General features: G+C 69.4%; 22 protein-coding genes and 1 pseudogene. 9 read left to right on the top strand and 14 right to left on the bottom strand.

Going from position 1 to position 21,984, the window contains the following annotated elements; genetic code table 11:
- Nucleotides 1-10 precede the first annotated feature (10 nt).
- On the top strand, nt 11-1,555 hold the full coding sequence (locus QHF83_RS43575) for a sigma-54 dependent transcriptional regulator (protein ID WP_282424015.1): 1,545 nt from the start codon (nt 11-13) through the stop codon (nt 1,553-1,555).
- A gap of 4 nt (nt 1,556-1,559) precedes the next feature.
- Here the strand turns inward: QHF83_RS43575 and QHF83_RS43570 are convergent, their stop codons facing one another.
- From QHF83_RS43570 to QHF83_RS43555, 4 genes are all read right to left on the bottom strand, one after another.
- Nucleotides 1,560-1,913 carry a hypothetical protein gene (locus QHF83_RS43570; protein WP_282424014.1) on the bottom strand — a complete coding sequence of 118 codons (354 nt, stop codon included), beginning with the start codon at nt 1,911-1,913 and terminating at the stop codon, nt 1,560-1,562.
- A 13-nt stretch (nt 1,914-1,926) separates the two neighbouring features.
- On the bottom strand, nt 1,927-2,322 hold the full coding sequence (locus QHF83_RS43565) for a hypothetical protein (RefSeq protein WP_282424013.1): 396 nt from the start codon (nt 2,320-2,322) through the stop codon (nt 1,927-1,929).
- Between the two features lie 93 nt (nt 2,323-2,415).
- Nucleotides 2,416-2,814 carry a DUF3037 domain-containing protein gene (locus QHF83_RS43560; RefSeq protein WP_348980517.1) on the bottom strand — a complete coding sequence of 133 codons (399 nt, stop codon included), beginning with the start codon at nt 2,812-2,814 and terminating at the stop codon, nt 2,416-2,418.
- Nucleotides 2,792-3,580 carry a HipA family kinase gene (locus QHF83_RS43555; RefSeq protein ID WP_282424011.1) on the bottom strand — a complete coding sequence of 263 codons (789 nt, stop codon included), beginning with the start codon at nt 3,578-3,580 and terminating at the stop codon, nt 2,792-2,794. Before QHF83_RS43555 ends, QHF83_RS43560 begins: the two co-directional genes overlap by 23 nt.
- Nucleotides 3,581-4,014: 434 nt before the next feature.
- Between QHF83_RS43555 and QHF83_RS43550 the strand changes: the two genes are divergently transcribed.
- The 4 genes from QHF83_RS43550 (at nt 4,015) to QHF83_RS43535 (ending at nt 9,032) form a co-directional block, all read left to right on the top strand.
- The gene (locus QHF83_RS43550; RefSeq protein WP_282424010.1) at nt 4,015-4,581 is read left to right on the top strand and encodes a hypothetical protein; all 567 of its coding nucleotides are present in this window, start codon (nt 4,015-4,017) and stop codon (nt 4,579-4,581) included.
- A 77-nt stretch (nt 4,582-4,658) separates the two neighbouring features.
- Nucleotides 4,659-6,080, top strand: a complete 1,422-nt coding sequence (locus QHF83_RS43545) for an RCC1 domain-containing protein (RefSeq protein WP_282424009.1) — start codon at nt 4,659-4,661, stop codon at nt 6,078-6,080.
- A 12-nt stretch (nt 6,081-6,092) separates the two neighbouring features.
- The gene (locus QHF83_RS43540) at nt 6,093-7,064 is read left to right on the top strand and encodes an Ig-like domain-containing protein (protein WP_282424008.1); all 972 of its coding nucleotides are present in this window, start codon (nt 6,093-6,095) and stop codon (nt 7,062-7,064) included.
- 42 nt (nt 7,065-7,106) lie between these two features.
- Entirely contained in the window at nt 7,107-9,032 is a 1,926-nt protein-coding gene (locus QHF83_RS43535) for a putative metal-binding motif-containing protein (RefSeq protein ID WP_282424007.1), read from the top strand.
- Between the two features lie 62 nt (nt 9,033-9,094).
- On the opposite strand, the gene QHF83_RS43530 is transcribed toward QHF83_RS43535, so the two are convergent.
- The 4 genes from QHF83_RS43530 to QHF83_RS43515 all read right to left on the bottom strand — a co-directional run bounded on the left by QHF83_RS43530 (nt 9,095) and on the right by QHF83_RS43515 (nt 13,437).
- Nucleotides 9,095-10,858: a monovalent cation:proton antiporter-2 (CPA2) family protein gene (locus QHF83_RS43530; protein WP_282424006.1), complete on the bottom strand. Its 1,764-nt coding sequence runs from the start codon at nt 10,856-10,858 to the stop codon at nt 9,095-9,097.
- 55 nt (nt 10,859-10,913) lie between these two features.
- Complete coding sequence (locus QHF83_RS43525) at nt 10,914-11,828, bottom strand: alpha/beta hydrolase (RefSeq protein WP_282424005.1); 915 nt, start codon at nt 11,826-11,828, stop codon at nt 10,914-10,916.
- A gap of 377 nt (nt 11,829-12,205) precedes the next feature.
- Nucleotides 12,206-12,928 carry a hypothetical protein gene (locus QHF83_RS43520; protein ID WP_282424004.1) on the bottom strand — a complete coding sequence of 241 codons (723 nt, stop codon included), beginning with the start codon at nt 12,926-12,928 and terminating at the stop codon, nt 12,206-12,208.
- On the bottom strand, nt 12,925-13,437 hold the full coding sequence (locus tag QHF83_RS43515; protein ID WP_282424003.1) for an endonuclease V: 513 nt from the start codon (nt 13,435-13,437) through the stop codon (nt 12,925-12,927). The genes QHF83_RS43520 and QHF83_RS43515 overlap by 4 nt, the downstream gene beginning before the upstream one ends.
- A 341-nt stretch (nt 13,438-13,778) precedes the next feature.
- Here QHF83_RS43515 and QHF83_RS43510 point away from each other — a divergent pair, with 341 nt between their 5' ends.
- Nucleotides 13,779-15,044, top strand: coding sequence for a cytochrome P450 (locus QHF83_RS43510; protein WP_282424002.1), 1,266 nt, complete (start codon nt 13,779-13,781; stop codon nt 15,042-15,044).
- 21 nt (nt 15,045-15,065) lie between these two features.
- Here the strand turns inward: QHF83_RS43510 and QHF83_RS43505 are convergent, their stop codons facing one another.
- Genes QHF83_RS43505 through QHF83_RS43495 form a run of 3 tightly spaced genes read right to left on the bottom strand, consistent with a single transcriptional unit; the run spans nt 15,066 to nt 17,448 of the window.
- Nucleotides 15,066-15,470: a nuclear transport factor 2 family protein gene (locus QHF83_RS43505; protein WP_282424001.1), complete on the bottom strand. Its 405-nt coding sequence runs from the start codon at nt 15,468-15,470 to the stop codon at nt 15,066-15,068.
- A gap of 59 nt (nt 15,471-15,529) precedes the next feature.
- A complete protein-coding gene (locus QHF83_RS43500; protein WP_282424000.1) occupies nt 15,530-16,210 on the bottom strand; it encodes a tRNA-uridine aminocarboxypropyltransferase in 681 nt (226 codons plus the stop codon).
- Nucleotides 16,211-16,248: 38 nt separating this feature from the next.
- Complete coding sequence (locus tag QHF83_RS43495; protein WP_282423999.1) at nt 16,249-17,448, bottom strand: hypothetical protein; 1,200 nt, start codon at nt 17,446-17,448, stop codon at nt 16,249-16,251.
- A 133-nt stretch (nt 17,449-17,581) separates the two neighbouring features.
- Between QHF83_RS43495 and QHF83_RS43490 the strand changes: the two genes are divergently transcribed.
- A complete protein-coding gene (locus tag QHF83_RS43490) occupies nt 17,582-18,661 on the top strand; it encodes a hypothetical protein (protein WP_282423998.1) in 1,080 nt (359 codons plus the stop codon).
- 18 nt (nt 18,662-18,679) lie between these two features.
- Here the strand turns inward: QHF83_RS43490 and QHF83_RS43485 are convergent, their stop codons facing one another.
- A complete protein-coding gene (locus tag QHF83_RS43485; protein ID WP_282423997.1) occupies nt 18,680-19,333 on the bottom strand; it encodes a TetR family transcriptional regulator in 654 nt (217 codons plus the stop codon).
- A 141-nt stretch (nt 19,334-19,474) separates the two neighbouring features.
- Between QHF83_RS43485 and QHF83_RS43480 the strand changes: the two genes are divergently transcribed.
- Together QHF83_RS43480 and QHF83_RS43475 are read left to right on the top strand one after the other, a co-directional pair.
- Nucleotides 19,475-20,146: a hypothetical protein gene (locus QHF83_RS43480; protein ID WP_282423996.1), complete on the top strand. Its 672-nt coding sequence runs from the start codon at nt 19,475-19,477 to the stop codon at nt 20,144-20,146.
- A 281-nt stretch (nt 20,147-20,427) separates the two neighbouring features.
- Nucleotides 20,428-21,075, top strand: a complete 648-nt coding sequence (locus tag QHF83_RS43475; RefSeq protein WP_282423995.1) for a hypothetical protein — start codon at nt 20,428-20,430, stop codon at nt 21,073-21,075.
- 137 nt (nt 21,076-21,212) lie between these two features.
- Here QHF83_RS43475 and QHF83_RS53610 read toward each other — a convergent pair whose 3' ends face one another.
- Both QHF83_RS53610 and QHF83_RS43470 read right to left on the bottom strand, forming a co-directional pair.
- Nucleotides 21,213-21,293, bottom strand: coding sequence for a glutathione S-transferase N-terminal domain-containing protein (locus QHF83_RS53610; RefSeq protein WP_348980519.1), 81 nt, complete (start codon nt 21,291-21,293; stop codon nt 21,213-21,215).
- Nucleotides 21,291-21,451: pseudogene (locus QHF83_RS43470) on the bottom strand (glutathione S-transferase N-terminal domain-containing protein); the annotation flags it as partial. The pseudogene QHF83_RS43470 and the gene QHF83_RS53610, both read right to left, overlap by 3 nt.
- Nucleotides 21,452-21,984: the final 533 nt, after the last annotated feature.

The raw sequence follows: 21,984 nt of genomic DNA, 5'->3' as shown, positions 1-21,984 counted from the left end.
GATGCACCAGGTGAAGCGAGCGCTCATCACGTGGTCGGATGCGGGGGTGACGGGCCCGCCGCCCTCGCATCAGGCGGCGCGGCCCGCGAGTGATCGGGGGCCGGTGCTCAGGCTGCTCGACCAGAACGAGAGCCGTTACGACGTCGCGTGGGTGCTCTCGATCCCGCAGGGGGAGACGCCCGCTCGCTCACTCTGCCGCTCGATCGAGGCGCGCGTGCACAAGGTCGAGCTCTGCGTGATCGACACCGACGATCCGACGGATTACGGGCGACTCTTTCGCCTGCTCGGCCCCCTCGTCGAGCGGGCGAAGTCGGAGCTTTTGGCCGCGAACGTGGCGCTCGACGTCCTGCTCTCGGCGGGCACGCCGCAAGCGCAGACGCTCTGGGTGATCCTGGTGCAAGCGGGCCTCTTGCCCGCGCGGATGCTGCAGGTGATCCCGCCCGCGTTCGTACCCGTGCCGCATCCGAAGGCGGTGCGGGAAGTGCGGCTCGACATCGAGGGGTTTCCCGAGATCCGCGCGATGCGCGACGAGATCGCTCGTCTGCGGGCGGCAGCGCAGAGGGGAAACTCGTCGCTGCTCGGCGAGAGCGCGCCGATGGTCGAGCTCAGGGCGAAGCTCGAGCGCGTCGGCGCGAGCGACGCGCCGGTGCTCGTGCTCGGGGAGACGGGCACGGGCAAGGAGCTCTGCGCGCGGGAGATTCACGCGCTTTCGCCGCGGAAGGACGGGCCGTTCGTGGCGGAGAACTGTTCGGTGTTCGCGGAGGGTGTGCTGTCGAGCGAGCTCTTCGGGCACGAGGCGGGCGCGTTCACGGGCGCGGGGAAGAGGCGCCGGGGCGTGTTCGAGCAAGCGCACGGCGGGACGCTGTTCCTCGACGAGATCGGCGAGATGCAGCCGCGGGTGCAAGCGGCGCTTTTGCGCGTGCTGCAGGAGGGGACGCTCCGGCGCGTGGGCGGCGAGGGGCGGGTAGACGTCGACGTGCGGATCGTGGCCGCGACGCACCGGGATCTCGGGGCGATGGTGAAGGCGGGCGCGTTCCGGGAGGATCTCTACTATCGGCTGCGCGGGGCGACGCTGTCGGTGCCGCCGCTCCGCGCGAGGCCGGGAGACGTGGAGCTGCTCGTAGAATCGTTCCTCGCGGAGATCCGGGCGAAGAAGGGAGGGCGGCGCCTGCGGGTGACGCGCGAAGCGATGCGGGCGCTCGCGAGCCACGCCTTTCCGGGCAACGTGCGCGAGCTCCGGGCCGAGGTGATGCGGTGGGCCGTGTTCTGCGACGACGTGGTGAACGTGTCGGATCTGGCCCCGGACATCCGGAGCGGAGGCGGAAGCGGAAGCGGCGGCGGGAGCGGAAGCGGCAGCGGCGGCGGAAGCGGAAGCGAGGTGCGGCCGCTCCGGGACGTGGTCGAGGCTGCGGAGCGTGCAGCGCTCGCGGCCGCGCTCACGGCGGAGGGTGGCAACTTGAGCCGCGCCGCGCGGGCCCTCGGGATCGACAGGAACACGCTGAAGCGAAAGATGCGGGCGTTCGGGATGGCCGGCGAGGACGACGGCGAGCGCTAGGCCCTCACCGAACGCCGTCGTGCGCCGAGGCCGCGTCGATGCACGAGTTGAGGGCGTTCTCCTCGTCGCCGCACACGTCGTTGTTGCCGCTCATCGTCGAGTAGCGGGCATTCTTCTCGTCGCACGTGCCCTGCTCCTCGACGCACGTCGTGTAGGTCGCCCAGGCGTCGCCGCAATCGTAGGCGTCCGCCACGGCCTCCCGCGTCGCGTGCTGCTCGCACGTCTCGATCTCGCGCTGATCGTTGCAGTGTTCACACTCGCAGATGAGGTCGCAGATGACCTGCGCCCGGGAGCACCCCGCCGAAGCGGAAGCGAGCCCCAAAAGGAGGACGGCATTCACGAGGATCGTTCGAATCATGCTCCTACCTCCTTCAGTTGCAGCGTGAATACGCATTCTGCTCGGCTTCGCACGTGGTCGCGTCGTTCGCGCGGACGCCGAAGATCTTCCCCGTGCATTGGCCATTGCTGCAAACGCTCCCGCCGTTGCAGTCGGCGTTCGACATGCACATCCCCCCCGTGGGCTGGCTCGAACACTCCAGCAAGGGATCCGTGCAAGCGACGAACGTGTCGAACTCGTCGCCGCATCCGATGCCATACGCGGTGTCGCGTTGCCCCTCGTACGTCGCGATGCAGGCGTCGATGTCGGCCTCGTTGCCGCCGTAACACGCCTCCTGCCGCTCGCATAGATCCGCGATGTCGGGCGCGCACCCCGTCGCGAAGGCCACGACGAGGCCAAGCCCCGCGAAGAGCAAGTTCGTTTGTCCCATTCCTGCCTCCTCCAGCGAGTATAGGCATTTGGAAGACAAAGAAACGCAATTTCTGGGGACGAACCCGTGCTGGAAACTCGAATGACCACCCCGTCAGCGCGGGCGCGGCACACGGACGAGCTTATCGAGCAATCGATCGAGCACCCGATCCGGCGCGTCGCACAGACCCACGTGCACCTCCGACGTCTGGATCATCGTGCTGCGCGTGGCGACGAGCCACGAAAAACGCTCTTTCCGCGAGAGGAGCCCGATCGGCCCGGCGTCGGGCCCGCCCTCGCAGACGCGCGGAATCGCCGCGAGGTGGCGGCACACGGATTCGAGATCCACGTCCGGCGCGACCGCGAGGAGCCGCGCCTCGTCGAGCTCGATCCGCGCGCCGAGGTAATCGTGCGCGGCACAATGAATAATTACACCCGCATTGATGCATTCGCCCCGCTCGACGCGGGGGACGACACGCACGATGGCGTACTCAAACGAGCTCTTCGCGCGCACGTTCGGCCTCCGAGAGGATCGAGGGGAGCGCGGCGAGCCGCGCGGAGAGCCACGCGCCATACGCCGCGCGGTGGGCGTCGGGGGACGCGAATCCCATGTCGTCCGTGAGAAATTCGTCGGGGATCGCCTGCGCGACCCGGGTGACGAACGCCTCGGACCAAGCGGCCCGGAGGTGCGCCGCGGCCTCGGCGAGCGCCGTCGCCCACGGCAAGAGGACGTGCTTTCGTACGAACGTGAACGGATCCCGGCTCTCGGTGAGCGGATCCGCGGGGCCCCAGCCGTGGTGGAAATACAGGGACGCGCCGTGGTCGATGAGCCAGATCGCGCGGTGCCAGGTCAAGAGGTTCGGGTTTTTCGGAGTGCGGTCGACGTTCGTGACGAACGAGTCGAAGAGCACGACGCGGGAGGCATAGGCGGGATCCGGCGTCGGGCCCGCGACGGGGTCGAAGGTGACGCTGCCGGGCAGGTAATCGAGGGCGAGGTTCAGGCCCACGCTCGCGTCGAGCAGGTCGCTGATCTCGCGGTGCGGCTCGGAGCGGCCGAGCTCGGCGTCGAGCGTGATGAACACGAGCTCGGGGATGGAGAGCCCCGCGGCGCGCGCGAGCTCGCCCGCGACGAGCTCGGCGATGAGCGCCTTCGAGCCCTGGGCCGCGCCGCGAAGCTTGACGACGTAAAGCCCGTCGTCGTCGGCCTCGACGAGCGCGGGCACGGACCCTCCCTCGCGCAGCGGGGTGACGTACCGGACGGCGTTGACGGTGCGTAGCATGCGGGGCGCAGTCTAGAGCGCGTTCAGCTCGTTTCCATCGAAATTACGGCCTTGGCCGATCGGCGGCTCTTCCTGCTGAACCCAGACCACCGGCGCAGGCAGCGATCCGTTCGTCTGTACGAACCTCGAGCCTCGTAGCGCATCGATCGAGCGCCCCCCACCTCCGCATCCCGCACCTCCTCCCACCTCCGCATCCCCTCCGCCTCCGATGCCGCGGATGCAGGGCGTGCGCGAGGACAGCGGCATGCCGTATCTTTCGAAACACAATTTCTCTTGCAACAAAGTTGCATCTAGTCTATCCACTCCGCCCGCGGATGTCGGTCTCCAGGGGCGCGAACGAGGCTCCCGGCGGAGGCTCTTCGACATCCGTTACAGGGGATTTCGCCGCGGCGCTTCGCGCAGCGCGCGTGGTCTCCACCAAGCAAGGAGAAGCCATGAAGAACAGCTATCTTTGGGCAGGCGCCGTCGTGTCTTTTGCGCTGACCGGCTGCACCCTCTCACCCGCGGAGGACGAGGGCGCAGCGGCCGAGGCCGTGCTCCGCATCGCCGACGCGAACGATATCGAGCACGCCTGCGAGCATGCGCAGAATCCGTCCGGCGGCGCCTACACCAATGTGACCGCCGTCAGCAGCGGCACGCCGCCGTCGGTCTCCGAGCACGTGGCGTACAACATCACGCTGCCGGCCTCGGGCTCGAATTACAAGGGTAAGGTCAGCTTCACGGCCGGCGCGACCGAGGAGCACGGGATCTACGTGGATCCCTCCACGACCATCGTCGTCAAGCAGGGCACCACGACCGTCACGGCCGCCTGGTCGACGACGCTGAACAGCACCAATTGCCCCGCGTCGGAGGACGAGGACCTGCCGGACTACGAGACGGAGAACGTGGCGCTCTCGAAGGTCGTCACCTACAACTTCACGAACGGGGTGACGTACACCGTCGAGTTCGAGAGCTCGGCGAGCACCATGCTCGGCCTCTTCGAGGATCTCAGCGAGCAATGAACCGCGAAGCCCGCCGCGCGCCCCGTGCGCGCGGCGGGCTTCCCCTCTCCGCCACACGATCCTCCGGAGGAAGCGATATGCGTTCGGCACGGTGGTATGCCCTGGCGCTCGGCGCCATGAGCTCGATCGCGTCGTGGGCCTGCGTCGGCAAGGACGGGAACGGCCCAGTGGATATGGATCCCCGCGACGGCGGCGTCGCTGGAGGGCCGGACGGCGGGGTGGGCGGCTCCGGCGGCTCCGGCGGCTCCGGCGGCTCCGGCGGCTCCGGCGGCTCCGGCGGCGCAGGGGGCGGCGCGATCCCGCTCGAGCCTCCGTCGCCCGCGCGGATCGCGGCCGGCGACGGGCATAGCTGCGCCGTCAGCGCGGCGGGGGCGCCACGTTGCTGGGGATACAACGAATACGGCCAGCTCGGATACGGGACCGCGAGCACCCTCGGCGACGAGCCGGGCGAGATGCCGCCCGCAGACGTCGATCCCGGCGGGCCCGTGATCGAGGTGGTCACGGGAGGCGCGCACACGTGCGCGCGGCTCCTCGACGGGAAGGTCCGCTGCTGGGGCTACAACGAGTACGGCCAGCTCGGTCGTGGCGACGTCGCGTCCGTGGGAGACGAGCCCGGCGAGCTGCCGCCGGCCGACGTCGAGCTGGGGGGGCCCGTCACGCAGCTCGTCGCGGGCGGCCTGCACACCTGCGCGCTCCTCGCGTCGGGCGCCGTGCGCTGCTGGGGCGGCAATGATTACGGCCAGCTCGGCCAGGGACACACGCTCCCGATCGGAGACGAGCCGGGCGAGATGCCGCCGCCCGAGGTGCCGCTCGACGGCCCTGCGGCGTATCTCTTCACGGGATATACGCACACCTGCGCCCGCATGACGTCGGGCGCGCTGCGCTGCTGGGGCAACAACGAGCACGGGCAGCTCGGGTATGGCTCGACCAACAGCGTCGGCGACGAGCCAGGCGAGATGCCGCCGCCGGACGTACCCGTGGGCGGGCTCGTCGCGCGCGGGGCCGGAGGCGGAGAGCACACCTGCGCGATCCTGACGACGGGCGTGGTCCGGTGCTGGGGCGACAACACGCACTTTCAGCTCGGCGACCCGATGATCGAGAGCATCGGGGGTGCCCCCGGGCAGATGCCGCCGCCGGACGTCGCGCTCGGCGCGGGCACGCCCGTCTCGGTCGAGGCGGGGGACCGGTTCACGTGTGTCCTCTTTTCGGAGGGCGCGGTGCGCTGCTGGGGACTCAACAGCGCGGGCCAGTGCGGGGCCGGCATCACCACGTTCGTCGGCGACATGCCGGGGGAGATCCCGCCCGCTGAAGTTGCCGTGGGCGGCGCGTCCCCCGTGGTCGAGATGTCCGCAGGGTATTCGCACATCTGCGTGCGCCTCGATTCCGGCGCGATTCGCTGCTGGGGCAGCGGCGGCGCCGGGGCGCTCGGGCTGGGCTCCCTCGACGACGTCGGGTCTGACGAGACGCCGGCGTCGCAGCCGGACGTGCCCGTGTTTTGACAGGAGGCGCCGATGATCCGCGGGAGAGCGAAACGGATGGCGTGGATGCGATGGCTGCTCGCGATCTCTGCGCCCTGCATGGCCCTCGGCTGCGGGCCCCCTTCGTCGCGGCCCGGCTCGGGCGGCCAGGACGGCGGCGGCGAAGCGCCCGATGCCTCCCCGGGGGACGATCCCACGGTGGTGGCCTCGGTGCCGCCCCAGGGAGCGACGAACGTCTATCCCTTCGAGCTCTACCGCGAGGGTGCGGCGACGCTGCGGCGCAAGCGCGTGCAAGTGACGTTCAACGAGGCGATGGATACGAGCGCCGGGGCCGTGCCCCTCGCCGGTCCGGCAGGAGCGGTCCGCTCGATACCCGCGCAATGGTCCGCCGACGCGCGCACGCTCTTGCTGGAGATAGGGCCGCCCGATCCGATGGACGGCGGGTCGCTTCCCCTCGAATACGAGTCGTCGTACACGATCGACCTGCGCGCGCTCTCGAGCACCGCGGGCGTGCCCCTCGACGACGCGCAGCCGGGCCTCGCGAACGGGCAGCTCGGATTCACCACGGCCGCGCAAGACGGCCTGCTCGAGCACGCGTGTGGGCACACGTTCGAGGATCCGTTCGCCTACGTGGTCGCCACCCCGACCCCCGACAACGCGCCGGCCGTCGGGACGACACACAAGCGCTATACGCTCCAGTTGCCCGCGGTGGACATGGGCGCCGTCCACGCGGGCCACGTCTCCCAGAACATCCCGCTCGCGGGCTCCACCGACATGTTCACGTACACGCTCTTCCTGAGCGCCGACGTGTCCGCCCAGGTCACGGACGCCACGTCGGGCGAGAGCATTGCCGTCGCGTCCCTGGAGACCCCCCCGGTATGCGAGCTCATCCGGCACGCGCGCACGGCCGTGCTGACCGAAGGGCGCGAATACCTGCTGCGCTTCGAGACCTCGGATACCTCGACCTTCGAGCTGATTTTCGAGCGGGACCTGGTCGTGCCGTGAGGCCACGCGGGCCCCGCTCTCCTCATCGATGAGGCAACTTCCATGAACGCTCCTGCCCAATGTCTCTCTGCGAAGGCGCCACGCCGGCGTGCGCGCCATGCTCTCGGCGCAACCCTCCTTTCGTGCGCGCTCCTCGCGCCCCAGGTCTCCCGCGCGGAGCTGCCTCCCGATTGCCAGGAGCTCGGCCCTGCCCTGGTGGGCCACTCGTGCTTCCATGCCGAGTTCGGCCCCTACGCGACCGTGCAGGCCACGGCCGGGACCACCGCGACGGCCGAGACGCCGGACGTCGACCCCGTGCACACGCTCTTCGAGGTGATCTTGCCAGCGCCGCTCGGCGAGAACACGATCACGTACCGCGTGGCCTCGAAAGACCGCGCCGGCGCCTGGGCCATCTTCTCGGAGCCGTCCGTCCCCATCCGCGTCCTCGATCCCCAAGGCAACGAGCTCACGCCGCTTCTCGCGCAGGACATCGAACCCTGCGGTCCGCTCCAGCGAGCGCAGGTGTACCATTTCGAGGACGTGCGTTATCGGCTCGTGCTCGGGCCGGCGCCGGTGGACCGGGGGCCACTCGTCATCGAAAACGTGCAGGACTTCGTCACCTTCAACGGGCGCGACCTCGACGGCGACGGTCATGGGGATCCGAGCGATACGGTCGTCACCATGTGCGTCCCCCCGCCCGGATACGTGAGCAACGACGGCGATTGCGACGACATGGATCCCGCGGTCCACCCCGGCGCGCTCGAGCTCTGCGACGGGGTCGACAGCAATTGCAATGGCGTACCCGATGACGTCGGTTTGCCGTGCTCGACCGGCGTGGGCCTCTGCAAGACGAGCGGGAAGCTCGCCTGCGGGCCGAGCGGCGCGCCCGCCCTCTGCTCGGCCTCGGCGGGGTCTCCCTCCACGGAGACGTGCGACGGCCTCGACGAGGATTGTGATGGCGTTCCGGACGGGGACGAGGCCGGGCTCTGCAGCGAGTTCGCGGACACGCCGCGCTGCATCTCGGCGCAGGGCGCCCACCTCTGCGGCTGCGCGCGCGACGAGGACTGCGGCGACGCGGCGAGCGGCCGCATCTGCGATCCTGGGCAGCGCCGGTGCGTGAACGGCTGCGTCGACCAGCCAGGCCGGAATGGCTGCCCGGTCGGGCTGGTCTGCTCCTCGCCGGATCCAGCCAACCCCGGCGTGTGCCAGCCCGAGGGCGGCGGCTGCACGAACGACGACCATTGCCCGGGCGATCAGATCTGCGATGTCGCGGAGGCGCAGTGCGTGGACGCCGCGCAGGCCACTCGGGTGGACGCGGGGTGTGGTTGTCGCGTGGGGGAGATGTCCTCCGCAGACGCGCCGACCTGGCTGCTCGTCGGGATCGCGGCGCTCCTGCTCCGCATCCGGCGGCATGTCGCTCGCTCCCGGGGCCGGCGCCCGGCTGCACTGCTCTCGGCCGCCCTCCTGCTCGGCGGGTGCGGCAGCCGGGTGGAGGTCGTGGACGGCAGGCGCGCTGAAGATGCCTGTGTCCCCCGGCTGGGGGATCCGATCCTCGAGCACGCGTGCAACCACGTCATGTTCGGCGACCTGCAGGAGGTGGTGGCGGGGGAGGTCGCCGACGCGGCGCTGCCTGACGTCGACGAGATTCACACGGCTTTTCGCGTGGTGCTCCAGCCGGAAGGCGATCGCCATGGCGGCGTGGTTTCGTATCGCCCGGCGCGTGACGGCGAGCACGCGCTCTTGATGTCCCCCAAGGTCGCGGTGAGCGTCACGCGTGGCGAGGCAGCTCTCCCGTTGACCGTCACGCAGATCGAGCCGGAGGCTGCATGCGAAGCGTTGGAGGCGGCAGTCGTCGTGGATCTCGCGGAGGACGAGATTTACGTGCTGCGCTTCGGGCCGAGCGAGGCTGCGGAGGTGGTCCTCTTCATCGAGCACCTCGGCACGTTCGCGGACGACGCGTGGGCGGAGCGTTGCTCCGCAGCGGATTGACGACCGGCAGTCGGCTCGGTGGTGGTGCGCGTGGGGCAGACAAACCTGGATTTACCCGACGTCTAGTTCCGGTGCGCTGCGTCCTCTTCGAAGATTCGTTCGAGCTCCGCGCCATACTGCTTCGCCGACTCGACGAGCGCCTTCTCGTCGTGGCGGTGGACGTACACCTTGCGGATCTGCGCCTCGTCGTATTCGGCGAACATGCGCACGGTCTCGCGCGCGTCGTCCGAGGGCAGGCCGAGCTCCTCGAGCGTGATCATGGCCGCCTCGAGGCTCCCGGCGAAGGTCTCCCGGATGATGTTCGTGACGCCCGCGCCGAGCAGCGCGTACGCGTGCTGCCGATTGCGGGCGCGCGCGACGATCCTCAGGTGCGGGAAATGCGACTGCACGACGTGGAGCGTGCGCATCGAGGCGTCCATGTCGTCGATCGCGAGCACGATGAGCCGCGCCCGCTCCGCGCCCGCCGCGCGGAGGAGATCCACGCGGGAGGCGTCGCCGTAATAGATTTCGTTTCCGTACCGGCGGACGAAATCGACGTGCGTGGGGCTCGCGTCGAGCGCGGTGAACGGGATGTGCTTGAGGCGCAGGATACGGCCGACGATCTGCCCGAAGCGGCCGAACCCCGCGATGATGACGCTGCTGCCCTCGTCGTAAATCTTGTCGAAGGAGCGGCGATCCGCGGCGGCGAGGCGCTTCGTGATGCCGTCGCGGGCGAGGAAGAGGAGCGGCGTCATGGCCATGGAGAGGGTGACGACCACGATGAGCAGCTCCACGGTCTCGGGCTGCATGACCTTGGCGCCGCGGGCCACGCCGAAGATGACGAACGCGAACTCGCCGCCCTGCGAGATGGCCACGCCGAGGCTCGTCGCCGATCGCCGGCTGAGCTTCGCCGCGACGCCGAGCGTGGAAAGGACGACCATCTTCACCAGGACGAGCGCAATGACGAGGCCGATCACGAGGAGCGGGCGGTCTTTGATCAGGCGCAGGTTCGCGGACATGCCGACGGCCATGAAGAACAGGCCGAGGAGCAGGCCCTTGAACGGCTCGATGTCGGCTTCGAGCTCGTGCCGGTACTCCGAGTCGGCGAGGAGCACGCCGGCGATGAACGCGCCGAGCGCCATCGAGAGGCCGACGCTCGCCATGATGAGCGCGGTGCCGAGGACGACGAGGAGCGCGGTGGCAGTGGAGAGCTCGTGGCTCTGGGCCTCGGCGATGAAGCGGAAGGCCGGGCGCAGGAGGTAGCGGCCGGAGATGACGAGCCCCGCGATGACGGCCACGATGACGAGGCCGTGCGTGAGCGGACTGCCCGTCGAGGCCGAGGGCGCCGCGCCGAGCAGAGGGACGAGCGCGAGGACGGGGATGGCCGCGACGTCCTGGAAGAGCAGGATGCCGAACCCGGTGCGGCCGTGCGGCGTGCCGAGCTCGTTTTTCTCGCCGAGGATCTGGGTGGCGATGGCCGTCGAGGACATGGAGACGCCCACGCCGGCGACGACGGCCGCGGGGAAGGGCGCGCCGAGGGCGAGGCCGAGGAGCGTGATCGCCGCGGTCGTGAGCGCGACCTGGGCGCCGCCGAGGCCGAAGACGGTGCCCCGCATGCTCCAGAGGCGGCTCGGCTGGAGCTCGAGTCCGATGAGGAACAGGAGGAAGACGACCCCGAGCTCGGCGGTGTGGAGGATCTGGTCGACGTCCTGGATGAGCCGGAGGCCCGACGGGCCGATCAGCGCGCCGGCGGCGAGGTAACCGAGCACGGTGCCGAGGCCGATGCGCCGGAAGACGGAGACGGCCACGACGGCCGCGACGAGGAAGATGGCGGATTGTGTCAGCATTGCGCGGAGATCGAGGAGAAGAGACGAGCGTGACGGAAAAACCCTGCGGCGACCATCAGGGGAGCGCCCCGATCCCGACGATCGCCTGCGAGACCTCTGCCCATTTCGGCGACGAAGGCTCGATCATGTCGAAATGATCGGCGCCCTCGAGCACCTTCAGCGTGATGTCCTTCTCGCCGGCCGCCTTCGCGGCGTCGAGGTAATGGGAGCTCATCACGAGGGGGACGATGGCGTCGTCGGTCCCGTGGACGAGGATCTGTCGTACGCCGATCGGCAAGAGAGCACGCGGAGACGCCTCGGCGTACCGCGCAGGGACCTCGGTCGGGCTGCCCCCGAGGAGCTTCGCCGCCGCGCCGCCGCAGACGCCGAGGTCAATGGATTCGGCGAGATCGAGGACGCCAGCGAGGGAGACGGCGCCGGCGACGGGGAGGGGATTCGAGCCGCGGAGGGGATTTCCGGCGGCGAGCCGTGCGCGGGCCGCGACCCAGACGGCGAGCTGCGCGCCGGCGGAATGGCCGACCGTGAAGACCTTCGTCGTGTCGAGGTGGTGCGTCGGGGCGAGCTCGCGAAGGGTGTCCACGGCGAGGCCGACGTCGGTGAGCGTGCTCGGATACCCACCGCTGCCGAGGCGGCGGTATTCGACGTTCCAGGTGGCGACCCCTGCCTTGGTGAGGGATTCGCTGATGCCGTCCATGAGGTCCTCGCGATACCCATCGGCCCAGCAGCCGCCGTGGAGGATCACCATCACGGGGTGCGGGCCTTCGCCTTGCGGGACGCGCAGCTCCCCGAATTGAGAGGGCTCGGGGCCGTACGCGTGGCGCAAGGGCCCGGTCGGCGTAGCGCCGCCGGACGAGGACGCGGGCTCCGGGGGTTTGCCAGCCTCGGGGCCGGCGCAGGCGGAGAGGAGCGCAAGGGAAACCACGAGGTCGAGGCAGCGGAGCGGAGCGTGGTGAGCGGCGCGCGGGCGCATCGTGCCCCTTGTATCAGAACGGCTGAGTCGTGGTCTCATGTTGACGCCGCTGCGCTGGGGCGTTGCCCCAGGCCCCAGCAGGGGCTGTCCGCCCCTGCACCCGGACCAGCCAGGGGCTGGACCCAGGACGATGAACTGCGCGATGCGCAGTTCATCGCACAGGCCCGGTCGAGACCGGTAGCGACCTCGCCAACCAAGACAGCAGCGCTGACGTCTCGACGGGCGGGGCGGTCCCACCGGCCTGTGGGAAGAACTGCGCATCGCGCAGTTCTTCCCCCTGAGGTCCAGGGCTTGCCCTGGTCCGGGTCGAGGGGCGGATAGCCCCCGCGGGGTCCGGGGCGGCGCCCCGGCGAGGCGCTCCTGGAGGAACGCGCAGCTCAGGGCAGGGGACAGAGGGTCGTTTCTCCGTCTGGCCGCGCGTCCCGGACCACATTTCCCGCGGCGTCGAAGAGGATCGTGCGTTGTCCGCGACGCTCTTTCAGGTTGCCGTTCGTGCAATAGAAAAACTCTTTCGCGTCGAGGCCCTGCTCGTCGTAGACCAGCGCCGAGCGGACGGCTCCCTTGCCGTCGACGCGGCGCACCCATCGCCCGACGCCCCGGCCGCGCTCGTACCGGCCGGAGAGCTCGATCCATCGGTCGCCGTCGCGCTCCCATGTGACCGCTGGGCCGTCGAGGTGCAGGTCCTTGATGCGGAAGCTGTCGCAATGCGCGGGGTCCTTGCAGACGCGAAATTCGCCGTTCGCCCAGCCGCCCTCGTATTGCCCCGACCAGCGCAGGGCCCCGGTCGCCGCGTCCTTCACCGTCCAGTCCCCGATCATGCCGCCGTTCTTGCACATGCCGGTCACCCGGTCGTCGTCGACGACGCGCTCGCAATGGCCGTTGGACACGCGATTGCAGAGGTTTTCCTGGCCGACCACGTGCGCGGGCAAAAGCGTGGTGTCCACTTGCGGCGGCGATGGCGTCACGGCCGCGCATTCGCGGGGGAAAACCCGCGTGATGGGGCCGATGAGCATGTTTCCTTCGAGAAAGAAGAGGGCGACGATCAGGGCGGCCGTGAGGAGGCGCAACACGAGACGGATGCGGCGATCGTCTTTTTTCATGGGTTCAAGGCGTCCCGGCAGAGCCTGTCGACGCGCGCGAGCAGGGTGGGGAGCCGGTGCGGGCCGTGCATCGACCGGATCCACGCCGCCGCCTCGTCCGGCGTCGCGCCCGCGGCCGTGACGTGGAGTGGTTTTTCACTCTTGCCCCGCTTCACCGCGACGGCCGGCGCGTCGCCGTGGAACGCGGTCTTCGCCACGCCGACGACCACGACGCGCCTGCCGAGCGCCTCGAAGAGCCGCGCCCCGAGCCCCGGCCGCCCGTCCGCCGAGAGCCACACGTAGCCGTCCACGACGACAACCTCGGGCAGCGGGTCGACCTCTCGCAACAAGCCGAGGAGCGGGGGAAGCTCGCGCCGGTAGAAGGCGCCGGGCTCGTAGGGCGCGACCTCGTCGATACGTGCGGTGAGCTCGCGCGCGGCGGCCGCGTCGTCCCAGCGGTGGAAGAGCAGGCCGGCGGCGACGGCGAAGGTGTCGTCGGGAGCGTAGGCGACGTCGACGCAGGCGAGCATGGTGCCGAAGGGTAGCTCGATTTTCAGAGGGTGTTCCACAGGCTGCTGCGTGGCTCGATGCGTCGGTCGGCCTCGCTCGACGTACGGTGTCGGCGCTTCAATGCCGGATCCACCATGGCCGAGCGCCGCGACCTGCTCTTACTTGGCAACGGCGCTGCCGACCGCAAGGGAGCTCGTGACCCACTGGTAATCGCGGACGACCATGAAGGCCGGTAGTTTACCAGCCTCGCGGCCCCGCGGGTACGTTTTGCGTTGAGGTGCCACTCCGACCTTGGCATCATCACGTGATGGGGGACCTACCGCCTGGGCCGCGCACCAGCCTCACGAGCCTCGTTCGATACATGCGGGATCCCATCGGCTGCATGGAGCCGATCACGCAGAAATACGGCGGTACGTTCACCTTCCCGGGTGATCCCCCGCTCGTGATGACCGGCGATCCTGCGGGCATCAAGGCCATCTATACGGCCGATCCGGACACGTTCGAGCCCCTCAACCAGGACCTCGGCGTCTTCGTCGGCCCCCGCTCGCTCATCCTCGCGAGCGGGCAAAGCCACAAGCGAGCGCGCAAGCTCATGATGCCCCCGTTCCACGGAGCCCGCATGCGCGCCTATGGCGAACAGATGGTGCGGCTCACCGAGGAGCGCGCGGCGGGCTTCCAGATCGGACAAACCGTCACGATGTCCGACGTCATGCAGGAGCTCTCGCTCGACGTCATTCTGCAGGTCGTCTTCGGCGTCACCGAGCGCGCCGGCATGCAGGCGCTGGCCAAGCTCTTGCTCGAAATCACGAATGGCATCTCGCCGCTCCTCGCCCTCTTCCCCGCGCTGCGCCGCGAATTCGGGGGCATCGGCCCCTACGCGCGCTTCATGGAGCGACGCCGCCGCCTCCACGCCGCGCTCGACGAGCTCATCGCGAAGGGTCGGGCCACGGGGCCCCGCGAGGACATCCTGAGCCTCTTGCTCGCGGCGCGCACCGAGGACGGGCAGCCGATGGATGACGACGAGATCCGCGATCAGCTCATCCTCCTCGTCTTCGCCGGGCACGAGACGACGGCGATCGCCGTCGCGTGGGCCCTCTACGCATTGCATCGGCCCGAAAACGCCGCCGTGCTCGGGCGCCTCCGCGACGAGCTCGGCTCCCTCGGGCCCGATCCCGAACCGGAAAACCTCGGAAAACTCCCGTACCTCGAGGCCGTGTGCAACGAGACGCTCCGCCGCTATCCGCTCGCGCCCGCGCCGGCGCCCCGCAAGCTGCTCCGGCCCCTCGATGTGATGGGCTACAGCCTGCCGGCCGGCACGGGCGTGGTCGCGGCGATCTCGGTCGCCCATTTCCGCGAGGACGTCTATCCGGAGCCGCAGCGGTTCTCGCCCGAGCGATTCCTCGACCGCCAGTACTCGCCATTCGAATTCCTGCCGTACGGCGGCGGCGCGCGGCGCTGCCTGGGCGCGGCCATGGCGAGCTACGAGATGAAGCTCGTGCTCGGGACGCTGCTCGGGCGTCACAAATGGCGGCTCGCGTCGCTGAAGCCCGATCACGGCGCCGTGCGCGCCGCCAATGCGGGGCCGAGGCACGGCGTGCGGATGATCGTCGAGGAGCGCCTTTCCTGAGCCCACGGGCCCGTGCGTACGTCAGAACGGTTCGAACGCGTCGTAATGGCGGATGCGGGCGATCTTTCCATCACGCGTATCGAAGAAAAACGCGCATGCCGCGCGCATCGTCGCGCCCTTCGCGAGCGAGCCGAGCTGCATCGCGAGGACGCCCGTCCACTCGAGCTCCAGCACGGCCTGCGTCGCGTCGCCGAACGCGCGAAACACCCGGTAGCGCTGCTCGGCGAAGATCGTCTTGCCCCGCTCGACCCCCGCCCGCATCGCCGGTAGGTCCCGCCGCGCGCCCGCGGCGAACACCCGGTTCGGCAGCTCCTCCTCCTCGACGTCGTCGGTCACGAGCCCCAGGATGTCCCCGCCGGCCTCGACCGTCTTCACGAACGCGAGGGCGAGATCGACGGCGGGCGAAACGTTCGGCGCTTCTTTCATGCGCACGACGTAGGGTCGAAGGGCGGGGGTATCCAGACCTGCCGAGGCGGGCTCGCCCTTCACTCCTTCGGCGCTTTTGGCCCCGTCGGCCCCGGAGCCTCGGGCCTTCGCGGGGGACGTGTCCGCCGCGGCAGCTTTCGTTCTTCCGGCGGGAAGTTCGCGTCACGGACGCGCTGCACCAGCGTGCGGAAGACACGCTCGAGGCCCACGGCGATCTCCGGCTTCTCCCCGCAAAGCGTGAGCGCGGCCGCCACGGATTCGAGCGTCGAGACGTACTCGCGCCTCGGCTCGGCGCGCAGCCGGCCGTAGATCGAGGGCTTCGTGGGCCGCAGGTTCATGCGGTTCAGCTTGTTCAACCAGGGATTGCGCCACCACAGCGTCTTCGCTTTCGACCACGTCCCGTCGATCACGATGATCCCCTCGAGCTCCTTCGGGTCGACGGGCGCGCCGCGCCTCGTGGTGACGTCGCTCTGCGCTTCGCTATCGGGGAAGAGGACCGCCCACTTGCGAGGGTCGACGTCCTCCTCGCCGAGCGCGTGCCCCAGGTTGCGCCAGCTCAAGCCCACGACGAGCTCGGCCTTCGGCAAGCTCGCGATCAGGATCTGCGCCGAGCCGAGCAGCGCGTCCTGCTCCTGCGGGTGCTGCAAGATGAGCACGCGGCGGTCCGTCGGGTACGAGACGATCCGATCACACACGCAGGCAACGGTCGGGCGGCGGCAGGTGTCACAGGCGGGGAGCACGGCGTCACGTTACCACGCCGAGGGGGCAGGGGATCGTCTCAGCGCGTCGCGGCCTCGCACATCGTGACCTCCGGGACGAACACCGAGAGCACCTCGCCGCAACGACAGGGCAGATAGACGCTCCCGACGAACGCGCTCAGGTTGCGCCGGGATTCGAGCTCCTCGCCGTCGGGCAGGTGCACGACGAGAGCGCGTTTCCGGAAGGTGACCGCGAGCCCGTCGGCCTCGTGCTTGCCAGCGAACGAACCGTGGTCGAAGGCGCCGAGCAGCGTGAAGAGCCCGTCCTCTCGCAGCTTCGCGCGGGAGGGCGAGCGAAACCCGCGAGAGACCTGGAGGACCGGATCGAGCTGCGGGACGTCACCTTCGAGCGGGAGCCTCTCGAGCCTGGAGAGCTCCTGGTTGCCGAACCAGTGAATGCCCCGCCGTCCGTAGAGCTGGAAGAAATAGGGAATGTCGCCGCGGGCGAGCTGCTCCGTCTCCGCGTCGAGCAGCGGCGGCCATAACGACGACGCGTCCGAGCGCGCGCGGACGTATTCGTCGGTCCCGCGCAGGCAAACCCGGATGGGCATCTCCCCGAGCTCGGGGAGGCTCGCGAACACGTCGGCGATCTTGCGGGCGTGGCGATCGAGGAAGCCGAGCATGCTGCGGTAGGCGCTCGCCATGGCGACCAGATCGGCCGGGTCGACGGGCTTGCCGAGATACGGCAGCACGCGCCGGACGCCGGCGGCGTGGCGGCAGACCGCGGCGTATTCGGGATCGGCGTCCGGCAAGAGCTTCGTCTCGGTCGGGAGCGACAGCTCGGCGAGGATCATCTCGATGTCGAGCGGCGCGAACACCACCTCTCCGCGCGCATCGACGCCGAGCACGAGGTTTTCCCAGTGCAGGTCGGCGACCCCGAGAAAGCTCCAGAGCGCGAGCGAGCGGCCCACGATACGCGCGAGGCCGCGCCTCTGCTCGGGCGAGGGTAGGGGCAGCGGTTCCAGCGTGACGGCCTCCACCTCGCCGCCGTCGCGGGCGCGCGGGGAGGAGAACTTCAGATCGGGGAGAAAGCCGAACGCGCCGGCGCCGAGCCCGTCCCGCTCGGCGGTCTCGGCCAGGAAGCGCCGGAGCGGGCTTTCCGCCGCGAGAAGGAGCCACTCCCAGAAGACCGTGCGGGGCTTCGAGATGCGGCCGTCACGGCGGGTGACACGGCGACCGAAGTTGTGGGCGTCGCCGAGGTGGGGGCGGGCGTCGGGCATCGGGGGGCGATTGTACACGGAACACGTTTGGCGGCACGGCACCGGGCGAGCGGCAGCCCTGCGCCAAGGGCTTGACTTCCTGGAACCAGCTGCGTAATTGAACGTTCGCCCAATTCTGGGAAGCCGCGATGCGGTGTCGGAGGTATTCGTGAAGGTGGTGGTGGTCAGGACTCTCATGCTGGTGAGCGCGCTCGGCCTCACGGGATGCGTCTCTTTGTTGGGGGAGCTCGTCGGGGGTTCCGGCAGCAAGGCGAACGAAGCCGCGAGCGAGGACGCGAAGGAGGCCCCTGCCGCGCCGGGGAGCAAGGACTACGTCGATCCCGGCGCCTGGGAGGGCCCGCTCCACCAGAAATACGCGGGCCAGGTCGTGTTCTCGTCGAAGCCCATCCCCAAGGACGGCGCCGACGACAGCAGCATCTACACCGAATACACGCTCGGCGATCCGCTCTACGCGCGCTTCTGGTCGAAGGAGTCGCCGCACAACCTGATGCCGAAGTGCGACAATCGCCAGCGCCACATCCTGCGGATCGACGTGAACGGCGAGAACGCCGGCAAACCGGCGTCGCAGATCTCCTCCTTCGACCTCATCGAGTTCAACGACAACAAGGTGCGGACCATGGCCAGCCTCACGGGCGAGCTCGAGGTGCCGTTCACGAAAGCGTCGACCGTGACGTTCACCAAGGCGGACAACGACACGCGCGCCCTGCGCGAGTTCAACGCCATCATGGTCCCCAAGCTCAAGGAGGGCGACAACACCGTGCGCGTGCTCGTCAGCATGGATTGCGGCGCCTCCCGCGACACCGACCCGCTGGTGGCCGAAGGGACGCTCAAGGTGAAGGTCAAGCCCGGCGCCAAGCAGGAGTATCTCGCGAAGTACGGCGCCCAGCTCGCCCCGTCGCCGCACCCGGAGAACGACAAGCTCGCGCCGGAGATCACGAAGCTCGTCGACGACAAACCGGATTGGGACAATGAAATCGTGCTCGGCTCCCGCGTGATTTCGGCGCAATGGGAGCCGATCCGGAACCAGATCACGGGCGTGCTCACGCACTACACCCTCGATGCCGCCGTCGTGGTGCGGTTGAAGAAGGAGAAGGACGAGAACGCGTGCCGCGTCTTCAACATCGGGATCACGCGTGACGCGGCAGGCGGCTCGATCCGCTGGGGCGGCGTCGGCTCCGACATGCCGTTCCCCTGCATGAACGCCCCCAAGTGATCGCGAGGGCCAAACCCGTCAAAGGGCGGACGAGGAAGCGGCGCGGCGCATGCCGGTGATGGCCGCGACGGCCTCGACGAGGTGCTCCTCGACGGCCGCGAGGGTCTCGTGCTCGGGCGCCGCGATCGTGCCGGCGATCGCGGCGAGCTCGTGGAGCGGCGCGAGGCTGTAACGAACGACGAGGAAGATGCTGCTCTGAACGGGCATGCGCAGCGCGCGCGCGGGTTTGCCGGTGAGCGCGGCGAGCACGAGCGAGCTGCGCTCCAGGAACGGGAGCAGGGAGCCGGACAACGTCTCCTCGTCGAGGTGGCCTTTCTCCATGAACGAGCGCTGGATCAGCATCACGGCGTCCCGGTGCTCGCGCGCGAAGCGGAAGCCCGTGCGCACGGCGCGATGGACGAGCTCCTCGGGCGTGGCCGGGCGCTCGGCGAGCGACGCGGTGAGCGCCTCGCCGAGCGAGCCGAGCTCGCGGAGCATGCCGCGCACCACGGCGCGGTAGAGCTGCTCTTTCCCGCCGAAGTAATGGCTGACGAGGCTCTGGCTCAGCCCCGCCTCGACCGCGATGTCGCGGAGGCTGGCGCCGTCGATGCCACGGTCCGCGAAGAGCCGCCCTGCCGCTTGGAGGATCCGCTTCTTGGTGGTCTCGGGATCAGCCTTGACGGGACGGGCCACGACGAGAAGGCATCGGGGTACGGGCACGCGCCGTCAAGTGTTCCCTGGAGGAAAACGCGAAATCCCGGGGGAAAGGCCTTGCCGAGGCGCCCCACGGTGATCCTGTACCGCGCGGGCGCTCTGTAGTAGAGCCCCGCCGCGATGAACCTCTCCAAGACCATCAGCTCCTCGTTCCTCCTCGCCACCATCGTCCTCGGCGTCGCTTGCGGCGGAGGCACGACGCCCGCCCCCGAGACGCCCGCGGATGCACCGGCGGCCGCGCCCGCCCCGGCGCCTGCCCCGGAGCCCGCGCCGGCCCCGGCGGCCGATGCGGAGCCGAGCGCCAAGGCCCCCGCCGCCGCCGAAGCCCCGAAGCCCGCGGCCGAGGTCATCGCGCCGCTCACCAAGCCGGCCTCGACGTATCAGATCGCTGGCAAGAGCCTGAGCGAGATCGAGCAACCGGACCTGCGCGAGGCATTCAAGGCGAGCCCGTGGAAGACGGTCGACGGCACGAATAGCTACTTCGTCGAGGGCCTGTACGAGGCGCACACGTTCGAGGTCGCGAACGGCGCCAAGAAGGCGCGCGTGCGTCTGGTGCGTCCCACGAAAAAGCCCGAAAAGTCGGGCATCGCGAACCTCACGCCGCGCTCGCTCATCGACGGCGACGCGGCAAAGGAGCACGGGCTCGACGACTTCAAGGGCGCCGCGATTGGCGTCGTCGCGGACGAGCCGGCCGACGTGATCCTCGCGATCGCGCTGGAGAAGGGCACCGAGGCCGACGCCAAGAAGGCGCTCGCGACGGTGCTCCCGCCCGCGGGCAAGGCGAAGAAGTAGGTCGCATCGTAGCAAACCGACGGACCGTGCCCGCGGGGATACGGTCCGTGATCCTCGTGTCGCTCTCGGTCCTCACCGTGTCTTCGTTTGGCGGCGCGTACTCGGAACTCCTCGTCGCAGAGGCGTGCCTCGGCCACCACAGCACGCCCTTCCGAGCGTATCGCGCACGACATCACGCGCGGTAGCTCGCTTCGCACCCTCCTCCTTGCTCGCCACCCACGCTTCGCGGACGCAGCGGGCATGTGGATTGCCTGGGCCGAGGTGCAAGCGAGGAGCTTACCGTGAAAACGAGATTGTCGAACACGTGCATTGGTCTCGGCGTTGCTCTCCTTCTCTGCGCCGCGCCCGCGGCCGCGCAGGATTCCGTGGGTGCGGACGCCGCGCAGGCGGGCAAGGTGCCGCCGAGCGACGTCAGGGTGGGCGGCTACGCGGGCCTGTTCTCGGCTTACGAGCTTGGCGCCATGGCTGGTATTCACGTTCAGTATCGGCTGGGGATGTTCGAGGTCGGCGGGTTTGGTGAGGGAGGCACCGAGTTCATGAGCCAGTACGCTGGTTTCGGGGCGACGGGCGGGCTCGCGTGGCGCGCTCCTTTCGGCTTGCGCCTCACCGCGAGCGCCGTATTGGGGCTCCACGCCTATCAAAACGTGGGGGCACGCATCTTCAGCCAGGATCCGGGAGCCGACGGGACCATCCCCTTCGCGGGTGCGCGTATCGGCGCGAGTTACGTCTTCGGCCGCGGTCCGAATCACGTCGAGGTCGGGCTGATGGGGCTCTATGAAGGAGATCTCTATCACTCGAGGGTCACCACGCATTACACGGCAGTGGACTGGGACCACGGCGATTCCACCGAAGAGACGTCCATGCACACCCTCGGGACCGATCGACTCGGCGCGCTCGTCACCGTCGGCTGGACGCGCGACTTGTTTTGAGCGCTCTCCGAGGTCACGCGGCGGCCTGCTCCCAGGCGGCAGCGAGGGCGAGGATGCGCGCATTCTCGGGGACATTCTCGAGGTAGCTCCGACGCAGTTCGGGGTCTTGGACCTTTGCCGCGCGAGAAAGCAAAAGGTCACGGGCCTCGAGCAGCCCGCTCGTCCAGATAATCGCAAATCGCCGACGATTCGTGGAGGATCTCGCCGTCTTCGAGGATCAGGGTCGGGACCTTGGCCAGGGGTTGACCGCGCGCAAGCGCGGATCCGTCCACGGATCGGTCTCCACGAGCACGATCTCACCCGCGAGCCCGAGCTCATGGGCGGCGATGCGGATCTTGCGAGCGAAGGGGGAGGTGAAGGCGAGCCAGAGCTGCATCGGTGAAGGATGCGCGATTTCGGCGATGGAGGCTCTTTTATGCTGGCAAATCACAGCCTGAAAGCAGGTTCGAGCTTTCGGGCCTGCAAAAACTCCGCGGCGGTCGACCGGCACCTCGTTCGGACATGCACGAACGATGCAAAGGACGTGTCGGGGCTCACTTTGAAAACGTCCGAACGATGCACAGGAAGCCCGGCGCGACGTTCGGACGCGCCCGAGGACGCCGGCGAGCCTGCGGCGCGCCGTTCGAAGCCCCAGAACCTCATGGCGGCGCGTCGGTGCGTGGTTTGGAGCTGTCCGAAGGCGTGTTTCAGGGCGCCTGTGCATCGTTCGAGCCTGCTCGAACGCCGGATCCCGATCTCGGGGCGGAATTTGCCACCTGCAGAGGCGAAATTCCGGCGCTCAGCCCATCGCGATCCCCAAGCGGAAGCCCCTGAGCGCGCGCGCGGGGCGTTGCCCCGCACCCCAGCAGGGGGCTGTCCGCCCCCTGCACCCCGGACCAGGCACGGCCTGGACCGAGGGCGGATGAACCG

Source organism: Polyangium sp. 15x6, from assembly GCF_029960785.1.
Taxonomy (GTDB): Bacteria; Myxococcota_A; Polyangia; order Polyangiales; family Polyangiaceae; genus Polyangium.
Note: the sequence above shows the minus strand (reverse complement) of the source record. Positions and strands in the feature narration are given on the sequence as shown.

Excerpts from the sequence above, each read along its gene's own strand:
- QHF83_RS43570 (WP_282424014.1), bottom strand. The coding sequence starts at position 1,913 with ATGATTCGAACGATCCTCGTGAATGCCGTCCTCCTTTTGGGGCTCGCT.
- QHF83_RS43565 (WP_282424013.1), bottom strand. The coding sequence starts at position 2,322 with ATGGGACAAACGAACTTGCTCTTCGCGGGGCTTGGCCTCGTCGTGGCC.
- QHF83_RS43555 (WP_282424011.1), bottom strand. The coding sequence starts at position 3,580 with ATGCTACGCACCGTCAACGCCGTCCGGTACGTCACCCCGCTGCGCGAG.
- QHF83_RS43550 (WP_282424010.1), top strand. The coding sequence starts at position 4,015 with ATGAAGAACAGCTATCTTTGGGCAGGCGCCGTCGTGTCTTTTGCGCTG.
- QHF83_RS43545 (WP_282424009.1), top strand. The coding sequence starts at position 4,659 with ATGCGTTCGGCACGGTGGTATGCCCTGGCGCTCGGCGCCATGAGCTCG.
- QHF83_RS43540 (WP_282424008.1), top strand. The coding sequence starts at position 6,093 with ATGATCCGCGGGAGAGCGAAACGGATGGCGTGGATGCGATGGCTGCTC.
- QHF83_RS43535 (WP_282424007.1), top strand. The coding sequence starts at position 7,107 with ATGAACGCTCCTGCCCAATGTCTCTCTGCGAAGGCGCCACGCCGGCGT.
- QHF83_RS43530 (WP_282424006.1), bottom strand. The coding sequence starts at position 10,858 with ATGCTGACACAATCCGCCATCTTCCTCGTCGCGGCCGTCGTGGCCGTC.
- QHF83_RS43525 (WP_282424005.1), bottom strand. The coding sequence starts at position 11,828 with ATGCGCCCGCGCGCCGCTCACCACGCTCCGCTCCGCTGCCTCGACCTC.
- QHF83_RS43520 (WP_282424004.1), bottom strand. The coding sequence starts at position 12,928 with ATGAAAAAAGACGATCGCCGCATCCGTCTCGTGTTGCGCCTCCTCACG.
- QHF83_RS43515 (WP_282424003.1), bottom strand. The coding sequence starts at position 13,437 with ATGCTCGCCTGCGTCGACGTCGCCTACGCTCCCGACGACACCTTCGCC.
- QHF83_RS43510 (WP_282424002.1), top strand. The coding sequence starts at position 13,779 with ATGCGGGATCCCATCGGCTGCATGGAGCCGATCACGCAGAAATACGGC.
- QHF83_RS43505 (WP_282424001.1), bottom strand. The coding sequence starts at position 15,470 with ATGAAAGAAGCGCCGAACGTTTCGCCCGCCGTCGATCTCGCCCTCGCG.
- QHF83_RS43495 (WP_282423999.1), bottom strand. The coding sequence starts at position 17,448 with ATGCCCGACGCCCGCCCCCACCTCGGCGACGCCCACAACTTCGGTCGC.
- QHF83_RS43480 (WP_282423996.1), top strand. The coding sequence starts at position 19,475 with ATGAACCTCTCCAAGACCATCAGCTCCTCGTTCCTCCTCGCCACCATC.